The sequence below is a fragment of the Tsukamurella strandjordii genome, assembly GCF_039525985.1.
GTDB classification, from domain to species: Bacteria; Actinomycetota; Actinomycetes; order Mycobacteriales; family Mycobacteriaceae; genus Tsukamurella; species Tsukamurella strandjordii.
On sequence record NZ_BAAAII010000005.1, the window covers coordinates 310,913 to 327,762 of the forward strand.

Genomic DNA, 16,850 nt, shown 5'->3' on the forward strand with positions numbered 1-16,850 from the left:
TCAGGCGCGGGTGGGCCGCCGGACCGCCGGACAGCAGCCGACCACGCACGGCGCACCGTCGACACTGACACCGAGCCCCGCCGACCGGCCGGCGATCGCGTCCTCGACGAGCGCCACCACCATCTGCGCGAACCGCGGATCCTGACCGCAGGTGGCGGCGCGGGCGAAGGGCATGCCCAACTCCCCCGCCAGATCCTTGGCCTCGGTGTCCAGGTCCCAGATCACCTCGAGGTGGTCGGAGACGAAACCTATCGGCACCACGGCCACACCGGGAACCCGCTCGTCCCACAGGGATTGGATGTGATCGCAGATGTCCGGTTCGAGCCACGGCACCTGCGGCGGGCCCGACCGGGACTGCCAGACCACGTCGTAGTCGCCGGTGCCGATCCGGGCGGCGACGTTGTCGGCGGCATCGCGCACCTGCCGCGAGTACAGGTTCGTCACGCCGGGCGGACCGGCCGCCTCGTCCGCGGCGTCCGGGATCGAATGCGCCGTGAACACCAGCCGCGAACCGGAAGGCACCTCCGCGAGCGCGGCGCTCGCGGCATCGGCGAAGCAGTCCAGGAACAGTTCGTGATCGGAGAACTGCGGCAGCTTGGTCAGCTGCGGAGCGTCCTCGACCGCGGCGCGCGCCCGGGCGATGTCCTCGTCGTACTGCCGGCAACCCGAGAAACCGCCCCACGCGGAGGTCGCGAAGACCAATGCGCGCCGCACCCCGTCGGCCTTCATCTGCGCGACGGTGTCCTCGACCATCGGGTGCCAGTTCCGGTTCCCGAAGTAGACCGGCAGCTCCAGGCCGCGGTCGGCGAGTACCCCCTCGACGGCGGTGATCAGCTCCCGGTTCTGGGCGTTGATCGGCGAAACGCCGCCGAACCGCAGGTAGTGCTGCTCGACGGCGTCCAGGCGCTCAGGAGGTACGCCCCGACCCCGCGTGACGTTCTCGAGGAACGGTCGCACGTGGTCGGGGTGCTCGGGCCCCCCGAAGGAGAGCACGAGCAGGGCGTCGTAACTCACTGCTGGTTGATGAAGTCCTCGGGGAACCAGGTGTTGTGGCTGGCGCCGCCGTCGACGTAGACGATCGAACCGGTGGTGCCGGGCAGCCAGTCGGACAGCAGCGCACACACGCTCTTGCCCACGACCTCCGGGTCGTCGACGTTCCAGCCGATGGGCGAGGCGCCGTCCCAGTAGGTGTTGAGCATGTTGAGCTTCTTGGCGTCGTCGGTCGCGGTGCCCGAGATCGCCTTCGCCGCGAGGGTCTTGATCGGGCCGGCGGCCACCAGGTTCGAGCGGATCTTCTTGGCGTAGCCCACCTCGCGGGCCACGTAGCGGTTCACCGACTCCAGGGCCGCCTTCTGCACGCCCATCCAGTTGTAGTCGGGCAGCGCGGTGCGCGGATCGAAGTCCATGCCCACGATGGAGCCGCCCTCGTTCATCACGGGGAGCACGGCGCGGGCCAGCGAGGCGTAGCTCCAGGCCGAGATCTCGAAGGACTTCGCCACGTCGGGACCGGGGCCCTCGAGGAAGGGCAGCGCGTCCGGGCCCATGAGGGTGCGGGGCGCGAAGGCGATCGAGTGCAGCACACCGTCGATACCCTCGGGCGCGAGCTCGCGGATCTTGTCGGCCAGGACGCCGAGGTACTCCTCGTCGGTCACGTCGAGCGGGATGGCCGGGGGCACCTCCTGCGGCAGGCGCTTGGCGATCCGGTCGATCAGGCGGAGCCGGTCCGGGATGCCGGTGATGATCACCTTGGCGCCCTGCTCCTGGGCCACCTTGGCGGCCGAGAAGGCGATGGAGGCATCGGTGATGATGCCGGTGATGAGGATGGTCTTGCCTGCGAGCAGTCCGGTCACGGACGTGCCTCCTTCTGGGTTTGGCTGGTGCGACGGTGCGGTGTCGGCTTGTGGCCGGAGCGGGGCCTAGTGGCCCATCCCGAGTCCGCCGTCGACGTTGATGACGTTGCCGGTGACATAGGCGGAGTCGTCCGAGGCGAGGAACGAGACCACGGCGGCGACCTCCTCCGGCTGGCCGATGCGCTTCGCCGGGATGCCCTGCTTGATCAGCGGTTCGGTCATGTCGGCGGGGAGATCGCGGGTCATGTCGGTGTCGATGAGCCCCGGCGCGATCACGTTGGCGGTGATGTTGCGCGACGCCATCTCGCGGGTGACGGAGCGGGCGAGACCGACGACGCCGGCCTTCGACGAGGCGTAGTTGGCCTGACCGCCGGTACCGGCGAGACCGACGACCGAGCCGAGGTAGATGAAGCGGCCCCAGCGGTTCTTGAGCATGTCGCGGGTGGCGGCCTTGGTGACGCGGAAGGCACCGGTGAGGTTGGCGTTGATGACCTTCTCGAAGCTCTCCACGCTCATGCGCATGACCAGCGTGTCCTCGGTGATGCCGGCGTTGGAGACGACCACCTCGACGGGGCCCTGGTGCTCGGCGACGGTCTTGAACGCGGCGTCCACCGAATCGTTGTCGGTGACATCGCACTGCACGCCGAACAGGCCCTCGGGGGCACCCGAACCGCGGTGGGTCACGGCCACCTTGTGGCCGTCGGCGGCGAGGCGCTGCGCGATGGCGAGGCCGATGCCGCGGTTGCCGCCCGTCACGAGCACGGAACGGGGCGTGAAGTCAGAAGAGTTCGACATGGCTGCCAACTTAGCAATCACGCTCACCCGCCGGGAAATCTCGGTCGATCCACCCGCGTGTCCGCGCCGCCGTCAGGGCAGGCGACGGTTCATGCCCACGGCCGCCGCGGCGCCCGCCAGGATGATCAGGGTGCCCCACAGCATCCAGATGCGGGAGTTGTCGCCCTTCTGCATCTCCCAGCCGATCTCGTCGCGCAGGCTCCCGTAGGCCTCGTTGAGATCGCTCAACGACGACGCCGCGAAGAACTGGCCACCCGAGAGCTCCGCGATCTTCTTGAGCGAGGCATCGTCCACGGGCACCGGGATGTTCTGTCCGCCGATGTTCACGCTGCCGCTGGTGGTGCCGAAGGAGATGGTGGAGATGGGGATCCCCTCCTCCTTCGCCTTACGGGCGGCGGTGAATCCGCCGCGCGGATCGTCGAGATCGGTGGGCACCGTCTGCTTGCCGTCGGACTCCAGGATGATCCGTGCGGGCGGCGAGTTGTCCTTGCCGCCCAGCACGTCCCGGATGTTCTTGATCGACTGGATCGAGGTGTAGATGCCCTCGCCGGTGGCCGTGCGCTGCGCCAGTTCGAGCTTGTCGACGGCATTGAGCGCCAGGCTGCGGTCGGGGGTCGGCGAGACCAGCAGCGAGGCCGTGCCCGCGAAGGAGACGATGCCCAGGTTCACACCGTTCGGCAGTTCGGTGACGAACTTCTTCGCCGCCTCCTTGGCCGCGGTCAGCCGGTCCGGCTCCACGTCCTTGGCCTCCATGGACAGCGAGACGTCGATGGCGAGCACCACGGTGGCGCGGTTGCGCGGGACCTTCCGCATCGCCTGCGGGCCGGACAGCGCGACCATGAGCAGCACCAGGCCGATGGCCAGCAGCGCGATCGGCAGGTGCTTCCACCGGTTCTTCGTGGGCGGCGCCACCGAATCGAGCACCGAGGTGTTGGCGAACTTCAGGGTCCGCTTCTGCCGCCGCTTCTCGTTGTAGACGTACCCGGCGAGCAGTGCGGCGACGACGACGATGCCGAGCAGCCAGATCGGGTCGGCGAGCGAGGTGAGACCGCCCATCTACGAAGCACCAGCCAATCCACGTCGGCGCGCGGCGACGAACCGCACGATGTCGGCGAGCCAGTCCCGGTCGGTGCGCAGTTCGAGCACGGGGGCCCCGACGCCGCGGAGCGTGCGGGCCACCTGCTGCCGGTGCTTCTGCGCCGCATCGGCGAAGCGGGACTGCAGCTCGGGGGTCACGGTGAGTTCGCGGACCGCGCCGGTCTCGGCGTCGCGGAGCGCGATCTCGCCGACCGCGGGCAGCTCGACGTCGCGCGGATCGAGGACCTCGACGGCCAGCACCTCGTGCTTGGCGGCCAGTCCCCGCAGCTCGCGGACGTAGTCGATGTCGCCGAGGAAGTCGCTGATCACCACGACCAGGCCGCGGGGTTGTTCGGGCCGCCGCAGCGAGTCCAGCGCCCCGCGCAGATCGCCGCGCGTGCCCTCGGTGGCGCGCGGCGCACCGGCGATGGTGCGCAGCACGAGCTGGCGGTGCGCCCGTCCCGCTCGCGGCTGCACGCGCAGCATGGTGGTGCCGTTGGTGACGATGCAGCCGACGCGGTTCGCGGCACCGGCCACGAGGTGGGTGACGGCCGCCGACGCGGCGACGGCGAGATCGCGCTTCGTGCCGCCGACCGAGCCGAAATCCATCGACGCCGACAGGTCGACCACGATCCAGGTCTGCAGTTCCCGGTCCGCGATCATCTGCCGCACGTGCGGGTGCGTGGTGCGTGCGGTCACGGACCAGTCCATGAGCCGCACGTCATCGCCCGGGGTGTACGGGCGTGATTCACCGGGCTCGGAACCGGGACCCGGCAGCAGGCCCTGGTGGTCGCCCTTGAGCACACCGTCGAGACGGCGACGGACCAGCAGTTCGAGCGTCTTGAGCGACGCCTGCATGCGGGCCTCGTCGACCTCGCCTCCGGCGAAACTCGGGAGCGGGCTGGCGGACACCGATCAGCCCTGCGACTGCGTCGCCTGCTGCGGCGCGGCCTGCTGGTGCGCCGTCTGCTGGACCGGGGGCTGCTGCGGGTAGGCCGGCGCCTGCTGGGGCACCGACTGGCCCACGACCTGCGGCAGCGCGATGGTCTGCAGCACCCGGGTGATGGCCTGATCGGCGGTCACTTCGTCGGCCAGGGCGTCGTAGCTCATCACGAGGCGGTGGCGCAGCACGTCGGGGATGATCTCGACCACGTCCTGCGGGACGACGTAGTCGCGGCCGCGGAGCAGGGCGAGCGCGCGGGCCGCGGCGACGATGCCGAGGGTGGCGCGCGGCGAGGCGCCGTAGGTGATCCACGAGGCCACATCGTCCAGGCCGTACTCGCGCGGGGTGCGGGTCGCGGCGATCACCCGGACCACGTAGTCGACCAGCGCGTGGTGCACGAAGACCTCGCTGGCGGCGCGCTGCAGGCGGATGATCGTGGCGGGGTCGAGTACCTGGGAGGCGGTGGGCGGCGTGGTGCCCATGCGGTAGACGATCTCCCGCTCCTCCTCCACCGAGGGGTAGCCGACGACCACCTTGAACAGGAAGCGGTCGCGCTGCGCCTCGGGCAGCGGGTACACGCCCTCGTTCTCGATCGGGTTCTGGGTCGCGAGCACCAGGAACGGGTCGGGCATCGGGAAGGTCTCGCCGCCGATGGACACCTTGCGCTCGGCCATCACCTCGAGCAGGGCCGACTGCACCTTGGCCGGTGCGCGGTTGATCTCGTCGGCCAGCAGGAAGTTCGCCTTCACCGGTCCGATCTCGGTGTCGAACTGTTCCTTGCCCTGGCGGTAGATGCGGGTACCGACGAGGTCGGAGGGCACGAGGTCCGGCGTGAACTGGATGCGGGAGAAGGAGCCGCCCACGACGGTCGCGAAGGTCTCCACGGCCAGCGTCTTGGCCACACCGGGTACGCCCTCGAGCAGCACGTGTCCCTTGGCGAGCATCCCCACCAGGATCCGCTCGACGAGCTGGTCCTGGCCCACGATCACACGCTTGACCTCGTAGACAGCCCGCTCCAGCAGCTTGACCTCGTCGCTCGTCGCGGTGCCCTGCCCCTGAGAGTGAGTCACGCAAGTCCCCTTCGTCGTCTCGTCCCCCGGCCCGGTTCCGGACCTTCTCGACAGCCCGCCGCCGGGCCCGTCACCCGAGGGTACTGAATGCCCGCACGGATCCGGCGGGACCGGCGCGTCGCGCGTCAGCTGTTGATGACGCGGACCACCGTCGACAGGAAGGTCGAGGCGTCGAACGGGGCGACGCGCACCGCGCCACCCGACTGCGGCGATTCGAGGATCTGGTTGTTGCCGAGGTAGATCGCGACGTGCTGGGTGCCACCGGGGCCACGGAAGACCATGTCGCCGCGCTTGATCTGGCTGACCGGGTACTGCTTGCCCGTCGTGTACTGGTAGCCGGAGTACTTCGGCAGGGCGATGCCGACCGCCGCGAAGGCGTAGGCGGTGAAGCCCGAGCAGTCGAAGCCGATCCGGTTGTAATCGCCGAAGCTGTCGGCCACGCCGCCGTCGCGGACACCGCGGGTGGCGCCCCAGGCGTTGCCGCCTCCCCAGGCGTACTGGACGCCGATCACCGACATGCCGCGGGCGATGACCGCGTCGATGGCCTGCGCGCCCGAGAGGTTCGCGGCGCTCTGGAGGGCACCCGCGGAGGGCGCGGGAGCCGACGGTGCCGCCGGCGCGGAAGCCGACGGGGCGGACGGCTGGACTGCGGTCGCGGCGGGCGTGATCCCGAACAGCGATCCCGCCTGGTTCACCAGGTTCTGCGCGAAGGTGCGGGCTCCGGCGAGCGGATCGGCGGTGTTCACCGTGGCATCCGTGCCACCCGCGGGCGCTGCGGCCGCGGGTGCGGCGGCAGCGCCGGGAACGGTGGGGACAGCTGCGGCGCCGGGGGCGGTCACCGTCTGGCTGCGCTGCTCGTCCACGACGTACTGCGCGTAGACCTTCTGCTGCGTCTCGCGGTCCTCCGCACGCTTGGCGGAGTCGAGCGCCCGCTGCGCGAGCTCGCGCTGCGTGGTGAGCGTGGCCTGCTCCTGCTCCTGCGTGGTGAGCGTGGCCACGGCCTGGGTGATCGAGTCCTCGGCCTGCTTCTTCCGATCGGAGGCCGCGGCGGTGGCGGCATCGGCCTGCACCTTGGCGGCGCGGGCGGCGGTACGGGATGCCTCGGCACGGGCCTTGGCCGCCTTGAGGTCACCGAGAGCGGCGCGCTGCTTGTCCGCCACGATGCGCAGGGTGGTGGCCCGCTCCAGGGTGGCGTTGGGATCCTCGCCACCGAGGGTGTTCACGAGCGCGCCGGCGGTGTTGCCCTGCTGGTACGCGGCACGGACCACCTGGTCGAAGCTGTCCTGGGCCGACTTGATCCGGGTGTCGGACTGGGCGACCGCGGCCTCGGAGACCTTGACGGCGCCGGAGGCGGCGGAGGCGGCGTTCTGCGCCGACTGCAGGTCGACCACCGACTGGTTGACCGACTGGCGCTTGCTCGCGACGTCGTCGCGGAGGTTGGCGATCTTCTGGTCGGCCTGCGCGATCTTGTCGACCAGCGCGGCGACCACGTTGCCCGGTGCGCCGGAATCACCGACGGGTTCGGCGGCGACGGAAGCGAAGGTACCCACGGCGAGAGAGCCCGTGGTGACGGCCGCGAAGAGCGACCGCACGGCGAAGGTGGTGGCTGAGTGTGCCGTACGCCTCAAGGTGTCTCCTCAGTCTGCGTTCACGCCCGATGAGTACGCGTTTACAACACGCACAACATTGGTTCCATGAGTACCGTACGACACTTTGGCAACAAGAGAAAACACGAAACGGCGAATTACATTCATGTGACCACTAGTACGTGGCGCGTGACCTGCGATGATCTAAGAAAACGTGAATGCGAATCGATATCGCTGCTCGGACTGAGTTACAGCGGTGGAATTATCGAAAGAATGCGCTATTAAGCGTTCGAAGAATGGGACAGATCATCGACCGGGGCGGCCGCGTCGGGCCGCAGACCGGCCGCCTTCCGCTCGGCGTCGATCGCCCGGCTGCGGTTGCGGGTCTTCACCCGAGCGACCCCGGCCAGCGCGGCCACGAAGAGCACGAGCGCCACGGTGAAGCCCGCCCACGGGAAGGTGGCGTTGTCGGCGATGTCCACGAAGTCCTTGGCCGCGGCCGGCGGATTGCTGAGCACCAGGCCAGTGGGCTTGTGCCCGTCCTGCGCCTTCTCGATCTGATAGCGACTGAGCTGGCCGGTGGAGAAACCGGCCACCTGGCTGGGCGACATCACCAGGACCGACATCGTCCCGCCCTCCTGGCGTGCCAGCTCGGTGCCCAGGTCGCGCAGTGAAGTATCGGGCTTGTAGTCGTGCGCCAGCACGATCACCTTGAAGTTCTCGATCCCCTTGGCCTGTGCGTCTTTGACCACGGCGGCCAGCTGCGCCTCCGAGCCCTTGTATGCGGGATTGAGGATGGCCACCCCGTCGTCGGCGAGGTCGGCCTTGAGCGCGGTGAAATCCACGTCGGTCGGCACTTCGGTGAGAATCGGCAGGGGGCCCATGACCTCAGGCTACGACACGGCCCCGTGGGCTCCGTGAACAAGGCAGAATGAGCACCGTCCGTCGAGTGTCGGCCCCCCCGCACTCTCACAGGACAAGCGTACTGTATTATCGATTACACGCACCGGCACAGCCCGTCGGTGCACACCACACAACGTTGAGTGGAGCTGACGTGAGCAAGAGCATCGATTCCTTCTCGTCGCGCGGCACGCTCGAGGTAGGCGATCAGTCGTACGAGATCTTCCGCCTCAGCGCCGTACCCGGCACCGAGAAGCTGCCTTATGCCCTCAAGGTCCTTGCAGAGAACCTGCTGCGGACCGAAGACGGCGCCAACATCACCACCGATCACATCAACGCCCTGGCGAACTGGGACCCGTCGGCCGAGCCGAGCGTCGAGATCCAGTTCACGCCGGCGCGCGTGATCATGCAGGACTTCACGGGTGTGCCCTGCATCGTGGACCTCGCCACCATGCGTGAGGCCGTCACCGCCCTCGGCGGCGACCCGAACAAGGTCAACCCGCTGTCCCCCGCCGATATGGTCATCGACCACTCGGTGATCCTGGACGTCTTCGGCCGCGCCGACGCCCTCGAGCGCAACGTCGACCTCGAGTACGAGCGCAACGGCGAGCGCTACCAGTTCCTGCGCTGGGGCCAGGGCGCCTTCGACGACTTCAAGGTCGTCCCGCCCGGCATGGGCATCGTGCACCAGGTCAACATCGAGTACCTGGCGCCCGTCGTGATGACCCGTAACGGTCAGGCCTACCCCGACACCTGCGTCGGCACCGACTCGCACACCACCATGGAGAACGGCCTGGGCGTCCTGGGCTGGGGCGTCGGCGGTATCGAGGCCGAGGCGGCCATGCTGGGCCAGCCCGTCTCGATGCTCATCCCGCGCGTCGTGGGCTTCAAGCTGACCGGTGAGATCAAGCCGGGCGTCACCGCCACCGACGTGGTGCTCACCGTGACCGACATGCTGCGTCAGCACGGCGTCGTCGGCAAGTTCGTCGAGTTCTACGGCAAGGGCGTCGCCGAGGTGCCGCTGGCCAACCGCGCCACCCTGGGCAACATGAGCCCCGAGTTCGGTTCCACCGCAGCGATCTTCCCGATCGACGGCGAGACCATCAACTACCTGCGCCTCACCGGCCGCACCGACGAGCAGCTCGCGCTGGTCGAGGCGTACGCCAAGGAGCAGGGCATGTGGCACGACCCGGAGCACGAGCCCGCCTACTCGGAGTACCTCGAGCTGGACCTCGGTTCCGTGGTTCCGTCGATCGCCGGCCCGAAGCGTCCGCAGGACCGCATCCTGCTCAGCGAGTCGAAGGTCGCCTTCCGCAAGGACATCCACAACTACGTCGAGCAGAACAACCCGGCGCCCGAGACCAAGCTCGACGAGGCCGTCGAGGAGTCCTTCCCGGCGTCGGATCCGGCCGCCCTGTCCTTCGCGGACGACGGTGCCGTCAACGTGCAGTCGGCCGCCAACGGCGCCGAGGGCCGTCCCTCCAAGCCGGTCACGGTGACCGGCGAGCGCGGTACCTTCGTGCTCGACCACGGCGCGGTCGCGGTCGCGGGCATCACCTCCTGCACCAACACCTCGAACCCGTCGGTCATGCTCGGCGCGGCGCTGCTCGCCCGGAACGCGGTCGAGAAGGGCCTGACCACCAAGCCCTGGGTCAAGACCAACATGGCCCCCGGCTCGCAGGTCGTCACCGACTACTACGAGAAGGCCGGCCTGTGGCCGTACCTCGAGAAGCTCGGCTACTACCTCGGTGGCTACGGCTGCACCACGTGCATCGGCAACACCGGCCCGCTGCCCGACGAGATCAGCAAGGCGATCAACGACAACGACCTCACGGTCACCGCCGTGCTGTCGGGTAACCGCAACTTCGAGGGCCGCATCTCCCCCGACGTCAAGATGAACTACCTGGCCTCGCCGCCGCTGGTCATCGCGTACGGCCTCGCCGGCACGATGGACTTCGACTTCGAGACCGACTCCCTGGGCAAGGATCACGACGGCAACGACGTCTTCCTCAAGGACATCTGGCCCTCGGCGCAGGAGATCGACGACACCATCAAGGCCGCGATCAGCCAGGACATGTTCCGCAAGTCCTACGAGACGGTCTTCGCCGGCGATCACCGTTGGCAGAACCTGGACACCCCCGAGGGCGACACCTTCGCGTGGGACGAGAACTCGACGTACGTCCGCAAGGCGCCGTACTTCGACGGCATGACGATGGAGCCGGAGCCCGTCTCCGACATCTCGGGCGCCCGCGTCATGGCGCTGCTGGGCGATTCGGTCACCACCGACCACATCAGCCCCGCCGGCCCGATCAAGCCCGGTACCCCGGCCGCGCAGTACCTGGACTCGCACGGTGTGGCCCGCAAGGACTACAACTCGCTGGGCAGCCGGCGCGGTAACCACGAGGTGATGATCCGCGGCACGTTCGCGAACATCCGCCTGCAGAACCGCGTGCTGGACACCATCGGCCTCGAGGGCACGCAGGGTGGCTACACCCGCGACTTCACCCAGGAGGGCGGCCCGCAGTCGTTCATCTACGACGCGTGCCAGAACTACCAGGCCGCGGGCGTCCCGCTGGTGGTCCTGGGCGGCAAGGAGTACGGCTCGGGCAGCTCGCGCGACTGGGCGGCCAAGGGCACCAGCCTGCTGGGCGTCAAGGCCGTGATCGTCGAGTCCTTCGAGCGCATCCACCGGTCGAACCTGATCGGTATGGGCGTGGTCCCGCTGCAGTTCCCGAAGGGCGAGTCCTGGAAGAGCCTCGGCCTCGACGGCACCGAGACCTTCGACATCGCGGGCATCACCGAGCTGAACAAGGGTGTGACCCCGAAGACGGTGCACGTCACGGCGACCAAGACCGACGGCACCAAGGTCGAGTTCGACGCGGACGTGCGCATCGATACCCCCGGTGAGGCGGACTACTACCGCAACGGCGGCATCCTGCAGTACGTGCTGCGGAACATGGTCAACAGCTGACCGAAGGTCTGAAGTAGACGCGTGACGGCGGGTCCGGCCCCAGCGGCCGGGCCCGCCGTCCTCGTACTGGAGAGTTACCGTCCCCGTAGGCAGGACAGGAGACAACCGTGCCCAAGGTGAGCGACGACCACCTCGCCGCGCGCAGGCGTCAGATCCTCGACGGCGCGCGGACCTGTTTCGCCGAGTTCGGCTACGACGGGGCGACGGTGCGCCGCCTGGAAGCGGCCACCGGGCTCTCGCGCGGGGCGATCTTCCATCACTTCCGCGATAAGGACGCGCTGTTCCTTGCGCTGGCCCGCGAGGACGCCGAGCGGATGGCCGATATCGCCGCCACGCAGGGCCTGGTGCAGGTGATGCGCGATATGCTCGCCCATCCCGAGCGGTTCGACTGGCTGGGCACTCGCCTGGAGATCGCCCGGCGGCTCAAGAACGACAACGACTTCCGCGCGCAGTGGACCGAGCGCAGCGCCGAGCTGACCGCCGCCACCTTGCGGCGCCTGGAACAGCAGAAGCAGCGCGGCCGGCTGCGCGATGATCTGCCGACGAACGTGATCCTCGGCTATCTCGACCTGGTCCTCGACGGCCTGGTCACCCACCTCGCCTCCGGCCGCCCGACGGACGGCTTGGAGGCGGTGCTCGACCTGGTCGAGGAGAGCGTGCGCCGCCGCGAGGACTGAACTCCCGCTACATCCCGGCCGGCGGCGTGGCGTAACAGAAGAAGGCGCCGTTGACATCGGTGGCGGCGGCGAGCGTGCCCCACGGCGTGACCTCGCCCGGCTGCACCACGGTGCCGCCCGCCGCGGTGATCCTGGCTCCGGCGGCCGCCACATCGTCGACCGCGAGGTAGATCTGCCAGAACGAGGGCGTGCCCTCGGGATACACGCCGGACGCGAACAGCGGCGCCGAATCCATGATGCCCGCGACGCCCTCCTTGGCGCCGTCCGCCGCCGGCACCAGCACCTGTGCGTAACTGTCCGGGCCCACGGCGTCCGCGTCTCCCCCGGTACCGATCTCCTCGAACTCCCACCCGAAAACGGTGCGGTAGAACTCCTTCGATGCGCCGTACTCGCGGCTCTGGCAGTCGAACCAGTACGGCGTGCCCGGGACGCCACGCTGCACGAAGCCCGGGTGAGTGCCCGGCTCCCACACGCCGATCGCGGCGCCGGCCGGATCGACGACGAAGCCGAACCGCCCCAGCTCGCCCACCGGCGAGGGCGGCACGATCACGGCGGCACCCGCCTCGGTGGCGGCGGCGATCGACGCATCGGCGTCATCGGTGCGCAGGTACACCGACCACATGTCGCCCGGCCCCTCACCGCCGTCGGTGGCTCCCATGAGCCCGGCCACGAGATTGCCGTTGACGCGGAAGTTCCGGTAGCCCCCGAACTCCGGATCGGCGGGATCGGCCTCCCAGCCGAACACCGCCCGGTAGAACTCCACCGCCGCATCGACATCGCGGCTCATCAGATCGATCCAGACGGGTGCCCCGACGGGCGCTGTGTACTCGGTCATGCCACTACCGTGGCACAGCCCACCGACATGCGCCGGGAGTCCGCGGGATCAGCGCGGGGCGACGGCGTGCAGAGGCCGCGCCGCCGTGATCGTGACCGCGGCGCCGACCTCGGGTGCCTCGGTCACCGGCACGTCGAGCCGCACCGTCGTCTCGCCGACGGTGGCGGTGACGGCGCAGTGCTCACCCCGGAATCCGACGCTGCGGACCCGATGCGCACCGCCGGCGATGAGGGTGAGTTCACCGGGGCGGGCGAGCACCTCGACGGGTCCGGTCGCACTGTGCCGCAGCGGGATCCGGCCCAGCGCGCACACGGCGTGATCGCCGCTCGCGGTCCCGGGCAGGGCCGTGACCTCGCCGAACAGGCGCGCCACCTCGGTATCGACGGGGGCGGTGTAGACCTCCTGCGCCGGACCGGCCTGGCGCACGGCACCGTCGACCAGCACCACCACGGAGTCGGCCATCGCCAGCGCCTCCTCCGCATCGTGGGTCACCAACAGCGCGGTCGCGTCCTCGACGCGCAGGGTCTGACTCACGTGCTCGCGCAGCCGGGTGCGCAGCGCGGCGTCGAGCGCCGAGAAGGGCTCGTCGAGGCCGATCACCGCGGGCCGCGGCGCCAACGCACGGGCGAGCGCGACTCGTTGCTGCTGGCCGCCGGACAGCTCCGCAGGGCGGCGGTCGGCGAGACCGTCCAGGCCCACCGTGGCGAGCAGTGCGGCGACCCGATCGTCACGGCCGGGCACCCGCCGCCACCGCGGTCCCAGACCGAAGCCCACGTTGCCGCGCACCGTCAGGTGGGCGAACAGCGCCCCTTCCTGCGGTACGAGGCCCACGCTCCTGCGTTCGGGCGCAACGTCGATCCCCGGTGCCGCGACCACCGCACCGTCGATCTCGATGCTCCCGGCGGCGGCGCGTTCCAGGCCCGCGATCGCCCGCAGGAGGGTGGTCTTTCCGCAACCCGATGGGCCGACCACCGCGGTGACGGCGCCGCGACGCACCGTGAGATCGATCTCTCGGAGCACCTCGGTGCGGCCGTACCGCACCGACAGTCCGCGCACCACGACGGCGTCGTTCATCGTTGTCCCTCCCGGGTGAGCAACATCGACAGCGCCACGGTGGGCACCGATGCGACCAGCACGAGCAGCAGGCCCAGCACGGCGGCGCGGCCGTAGGCCACGTCGTTGTTCAGGCTCCACATGTGGGTGGCGAGTGTGGAGGTCCCCACCGGCGCCAGCATCAGCGTGGCGGGCAGTTCCTTCGCCACCGACAGGCACGCCAGCGCCGCGCCCGCGGCGATCCCGGGTGCTGCCAGGGGTAGGCGCACCCGCGCGAAGGTCGCCGCATCGGAGGCCCCGAGGGTGCGGGCGGCATCCGGCACCCGCGGCGGGAGGGCGTCGAGCGCCTGCCGGGCGGGGCCGAGGCACACCGGGAGGAAGAGCACCGCGTAACAGGCGATCAGCAGCGGGGTGGTGAGGTACCAGTCCGGCAGCAGCCGGATCCCGACGAAGACGGTGGCCAGCGCCACGGTGACGCCGGGCAGCGCGTATCCGAGGTACGAGACCGCTTCGATCGGTCCGGCCCCGGGGCCCGGCGGCCGGGCCGTGTACACCGCCACCGGCAGCGCGGCGAGAGCGATCACGGCGGCCGCGGTCACCGAAAGCATTAGGGTGGCACGCAGATCCGGCCAGGCCCAGGCGAGCGCGCCGCCCACGGTGGTGAAGCCGAGCCGGGTGGATTCGGTGATCTCGCGCAGCAGCCCGGCAACCGGCACGGCGATCCCGGCCAGCAGCACCACCGCGCTGACGACCCACGCCCCGACGGCACCGGAACGGGCCGTCGGGCGTTCCGCGGTCGCCGCCGACGGTGCGTCGCGCCGCATCCCGCGCTCGGCGGCTGCCAGGGCGATCGCGACCACCGCGAGGACGCATCCGTAGATCGCCGGCGTGCTGCGGTCGTAGGCGCCGTTGTAGGCGTTGTAGATGCCCACCGTGAAGGGCTCGTAGCGCACCACCGCGGGGCCGCCGAAGTCACTGATCGCGTACAGCGCCACCAGAAGTGAGCCGCCGGCGCAGGCGGGCCAGACGCGCGGAAGGGTGACTCGGGCGAACACCGCGACCGGACCGAGGCCGAGCGTGCGCGCCGCGTCCTCCTGCCCGCGACCCATCCCGGTGAAGGCGGCGGCCGCCGGCAACAGCACCAGCGGATAGCACGCGAGTACCAGGATCAACGCCGCCGCCCAGAAGCCCTCGAAGCCCGGGAACAGCCGCGTCCACACGAATCCCGCCACGTACGACGGGATCGCCAGGGGCGCCGCCAGCAGCCCGATCAGGACGGACCGCCCGCGACCCACCGCGCTGGTCACGAGCCGGGCGAGGCCCACACCGAGCGCCGCGGCGGCCACGGTGACGACCGCCGCGAGCCGCACGGTGTTGCCGGCGAGCTCGGCGGTGCGCGGGCGCAGCAGGACGGTCCGCGCACCGTCGAGACCGAGCTCCGAGGCCCGCATCACCAGGTAGCCGACGGGCACGAGCACCGTCGCGGCGACCGCCGCCGCGACGAGCCCGAGCGCCACCCGGCCGGGGCTAGAGCGCACCCACCTCGGTGAGCAGCTTCTCGGTGCCCTGGGTGTCGGAGAGCTGGGCGTAGTCGATCTTCGGCGGCTTCAGATCGGCCAGCGGCGGCAGTCCGGGAACGGAGAAGGGCACGCCCGCGACCACCGGGTACTCGCCCGTCTTGGTGGCGAAGTACTCCTGTGAGGAGTTCGTCAGCAGCTGCCGCACGAACTCGATCGCCTGCGGCTTGTTCGTGGAGCTCTTGAGTACCGCGGCACCCGCGAGATTCACCAGTCCGCCGGGATCGTTGTCGAAGAACTTGAGCTTGGAGGGCACCGCCGCCTGGCCCTTCTCCTTGACCGCCTGCGCCCAGTAGTAGTGGTTGATCAGGCCCGATGCCACGGTGCCGGAGTTGACGGCGTCGAGGATCTTGCCGTTGCCCTCGAATTTCTTGGGCTCATTGGCGAGGAATCCCTGCAGCCAGGCCTTTGCGCCGTCTTCACCGCGCAGCACGCGCAGTGCGGTGACGAAGGACTTGAAGGAGGCGTTGGTGGGCGCGTATCCCACCTTGCCCTTGAACTTCGGATCGAGCAGGCCGTCGATCCCCGAGGGAAGATCGGCGTCGGCCACCTGCGCGGGGTTGTAGACGAGCACCCGCGAGCGTGCCGACGTCGCGGCCCAGGTGCCGTCGCCGGACCGGTACTGCGCCGGGATCTTGTCGGTGATGTCGCTCGGAAGCGGTTCCAGCAGACCGGCCTTCGCGAGTGCCCCGAGTTCACCGGCGTCCTGACCGAAGTAGACGTCCGCCGGACTGCGGTCGCCCTCCTCCAGGATCTGGTTCGCCTTCTTGTCGTAGGCGACGTTCACGGCCACGGTGCCCTTGATCTGCTCGATCAGTGGCCCCACGAGCTCCTTGGAACGACCCGAGTAGAGGGTGATCGCGGGACCGGCCGCCGCCGAAGCGGTGGACGCCCCGGGGTCCGGACTCGATCCGCTGCCGCACGCGGTGAGCGTGCCCACCGCCAGGACCGCTGCTCCTCCGAGCGCCGCCCACCGTCGAAAACCACCCATGCCTCTAATCCCTTCGTCGCGCCCGCGCTCTGGAGCGTTGGCAGGAACATACCCGACGAAACGGACAATAGGCGAGGTTTACCTTTGCGTACTTGTACGAGGTGAGAGCTGTTTTCGAACCGACACGGAAGCGTCGTCAGATCTTCGCGACACCCCGGGCGTCGCGGTACACGGCCTGGACGCCGGACTGCGACATCGGCGCGGACTGGATCTTCGCGTCGGACGCCACGACGGCCTGCAGGGTGACTCCGGCGACGAGGAAGTCGGCCACCGATCGGCGGGTGTGGTCCGCGGAGGTCACCAGCACCGCTCCGTTGCCGAAGCCGTTCTGGCGCATGAGCGCTGCCGAGTTGATCGCGTTCCCCTGCGTGGAGCCCGCGCCGTTCTCGGTGTAGATACGCGTGGCGGAGAGCCCCTGGCCGATCAGCCATTCCTTCATCGCGGCGGCCTCGGTCTTGCCCGCCTTCGGGTTCCCGCCGGTCACGATCACCGGGAAGGCCGGGTAGGCCTGGGCCACCGCGAGTC

15 protein-coding genes are annotated in these 16,850 nt (G+C 69.7%); 2 read left to right on the plus strand and 13 right to left on the minus strand.

The window, feature by feature from the left end; all coding sequences use genetic code 11:
• From ABD108_RS10565 to ABD108_RS10600, 8 genes are all read right to left on the minus strand, one after another.
• Nucleotides 1–1,014, minus strand: coding sequence for a ferrochelatase (locus ABD108_RS10565; protein ID WP_305110654.1), 1,014 nt, complete (start codon nucleotides 1,012–1,014; stop codon nucleotides 1–3).
• Entirely contained in the window at nucleotides 1,011–1,850 is an 840-nt protein-coding gene (inhA, locus tag ABD108_RS10570) for an NADH-dependent enoyl-ACP reductase InhA (RefSeq protein WP_220658898.1), read from the minus strand. The genes ABD108_RS10565 and inhA overlap by 4 nt, the downstream gene beginning before the upstream one ends.
• A 66-nt stretch (nucleotides 1,851–1,916) precedes the next feature.
• Nucleotides 1,917–2,645 carry a 3-oxoacyl-ACP reductase FabG1 gene (gene fabG1 / locus ABD108_RS10575; RefSeq protein WP_220658899.1) on the minus strand — a complete coding sequence of 243 codons (729 nt, stop codon included), beginning with the start codon at nucleotides 2,643–2,645 and terminating at the stop codon, nucleotides 1,917–1,919.
• A 72-nt stretch (nucleotides 2,646–2,717) separates the two neighbouring features.
• Complete coding sequence (locus ABD108_RS10580) at nucleotides 2,718–3,701, minus strand: VWA domain-containing protein (protein ID WP_305110655.1); 984 nt, start codon at nucleotides 3,699–3,701, stop codon at nucleotides 2,718–2,720.
• Nucleotides 3,702–4,580 carry a DUF58 domain-containing protein gene (locus ABD108_RS10585; protein WP_255585881.1) on the minus strand — a complete coding sequence of 293 codons (879 nt, stop codon included), beginning with the start codon at nucleotides 4,578–4,580 and terminating at the stop codon, nucleotides 3,702–3,704.
• 57 nt (nucleotides 4,581–4,637) lie between these two features.
• Nucleotides 4,638–5,864: an AAA family ATPase gene (locus ABD108_RS10590; RefSeq protein ID WP_425579779.1), complete on the minus strand. Its 1,227-nt coding sequence runs from the start codon at nucleotides 5,862–5,864 to the stop codon at nucleotides 4,638–4,640.
• The gene (locus ABD108_RS10595; RefSeq protein WP_220658903.1) at nucleotides 5,861–7,363 is read right to left on the minus strand and encodes an NlpC/P60 family protein; all 1,503 of its coding nucleotides are present in this window, start codon (nucleotides 7,361–7,363) and stop codon (nucleotides 5,861–5,863) included. Before ABD108_RS10595 ends, ABD108_RS10590 begins: the two co-directional genes overlap by 4 nt.
• Before the next feature lie 239 nt (nucleotides 7,364–7,602).
• A complete protein-coding gene (locus ABD108_RS10600) occupies nucleotides 7,603–8,205 on the minus strand; it encodes an Rv1476 family membrane protein (protein WP_343930246.1) in 603 nt (200 codons plus the stop codon).
• Between the two features lie 170 nt (nucleotides 8,206–8,375).
• On the opposite strand from ABD108_RS10600, the gene acnA reads away from it, so the two are divergent.
• On the plus strand, nucleotides 8,376–11,192 hold the full coding sequence (gene acnA, locus ABD108_RS10605; protein WP_343930247.1) for an aconitate hydratase AcnA: 2,817 nt from the start codon (nucleotides 8,376–8,378) through the stop codon (nucleotides 11,190–11,192).
• A 107-nt stretch (nucleotides 11,193–11,299) separates the two neighbouring features.
• On the plus strand, nucleotides 11,300–11,869 hold the full coding sequence (locus ABD108_RS10610; protein ID WP_220658906.1) for a TetR/AcrR family transcriptional regulator: 570 nt from the start codon (nucleotides 11,300–11,302) through the stop codon (nucleotides 11,867–11,869).
• A gap of 7 nt (nucleotides 11,870–11,876) precedes the next feature.
• On the opposite strand, the gene ABD108_RS10615 is transcribed toward ABD108_RS10610, so the two are convergent.
• From ABD108_RS10615 to ABD108_RS10635, 5 genes are all read right to left on the minus strand, one after another.
• The gene (locus ABD108_RS10615; RefSeq protein ID WP_305110658.1) at nucleotides 11,877–12,704 is read right to left on the minus strand and encodes a VOC family protein; all 828 of its coding nucleotides are present in this window, start codon (nucleotides 12,702–12,704) and stop codon (nucleotides 11,877–11,879) included.
• 48 nt (nucleotides 12,705–12,752) lie between these two features.
• Nucleotides 12,753–13,778: an ABC transporter ATP-binding protein gene (locus ABD108_RS10620; RefSeq protein ID WP_343930248.1), complete on the minus strand. Its 1,026-nt coding sequence runs from the start codon at nucleotides 13,776–13,778 to the stop codon at nucleotides 12,753–12,755.
• A complete protein-coding gene (locus ABD108_RS10625) occupies nucleotides 13,775–15,274 on the minus strand; it encodes an ABC transporter permease (RefSeq protein ID WP_343930249.1) in 1,500 nt (499 codons plus the stop codon). The genes ABD108_RS10620 and ABD108_RS10625 overlap by 4 nt, the downstream gene beginning before the upstream one ends.
• Nucleotides 15,275–15,284: 10 nt before the next feature.
• On the minus strand, nucleotides 15,285–16,325 hold the full coding sequence (locus ABD108_RS10630) for an iron ABC transporter substrate-binding protein (protein WP_343930250.1): 1,041 nt from the start codon (nucleotides 16,323–16,325) through the stop codon (nucleotides 15,285–15,287).
• 136 nt (nucleotides 16,326–16,461) lie between these two features.
• Nucleotides 16,462–16,850, minus strand: a 389-nt coding sequence (locus tag ABD108_RS10635; RefSeq protein WP_343930251.1) for a YdcF family protein, incomplete at its 5' end; no start/stop codon positions are given.

Bases quoted from the DNA above. Each gene is read 5' to 3' on its own strand.
- ABD108_RS10630 (WP_343930250.1), bottom strand. From the start codon at position 16,325: ATGGGTGGTTTTCGACGGTGGGCGGCGCTCGGAGGAGCAGCGGTCCTG.
- fabG1 (WP_220658899.1), bottom strand. From the start codon at position 2,645: ATGTCGAACTCTTCTGACTTCACGCCCCGTTCCGTGCTCGTGACGGGC.
- ABD108_RS10585 (WP_255585881.1), bottom strand. From the start codon at position 4,580: ATGCAGGCGTCGCTCAAGACGCTCGAACTGCTGGTCCGTCGCCGTCTC.
- ABD108_RS10615 (WP_305110658.1), bottom strand. From the start codon at position 12,704: ATGACCGAGTACACAGCGCCCGTCGGGGCACCCGTCTGGATCGATCTG.
- ABD108_RS10600 (WP_343930246.1), bottom strand. From the start codon at position 8,205: ATGGGCCCCCTGCCGATTCTCACCGAAGTGCCGACCGACGTGGATTTC.
- ABD108_RS10620 (WP_343930248.1), bottom strand. From the start codon at position 13,778: ATGAACGACGCCGTCGTGGTGCGCGGACTGTCGGTGCGGTACGGCCGC.
- ABD108_RS10580 (WP_305110655.1), bottom strand. From the start codon at position 3,701: ATGGGCGGTCTCACCTCGCTCGCCGACCCGATCTGGCTGCTCGGCATC.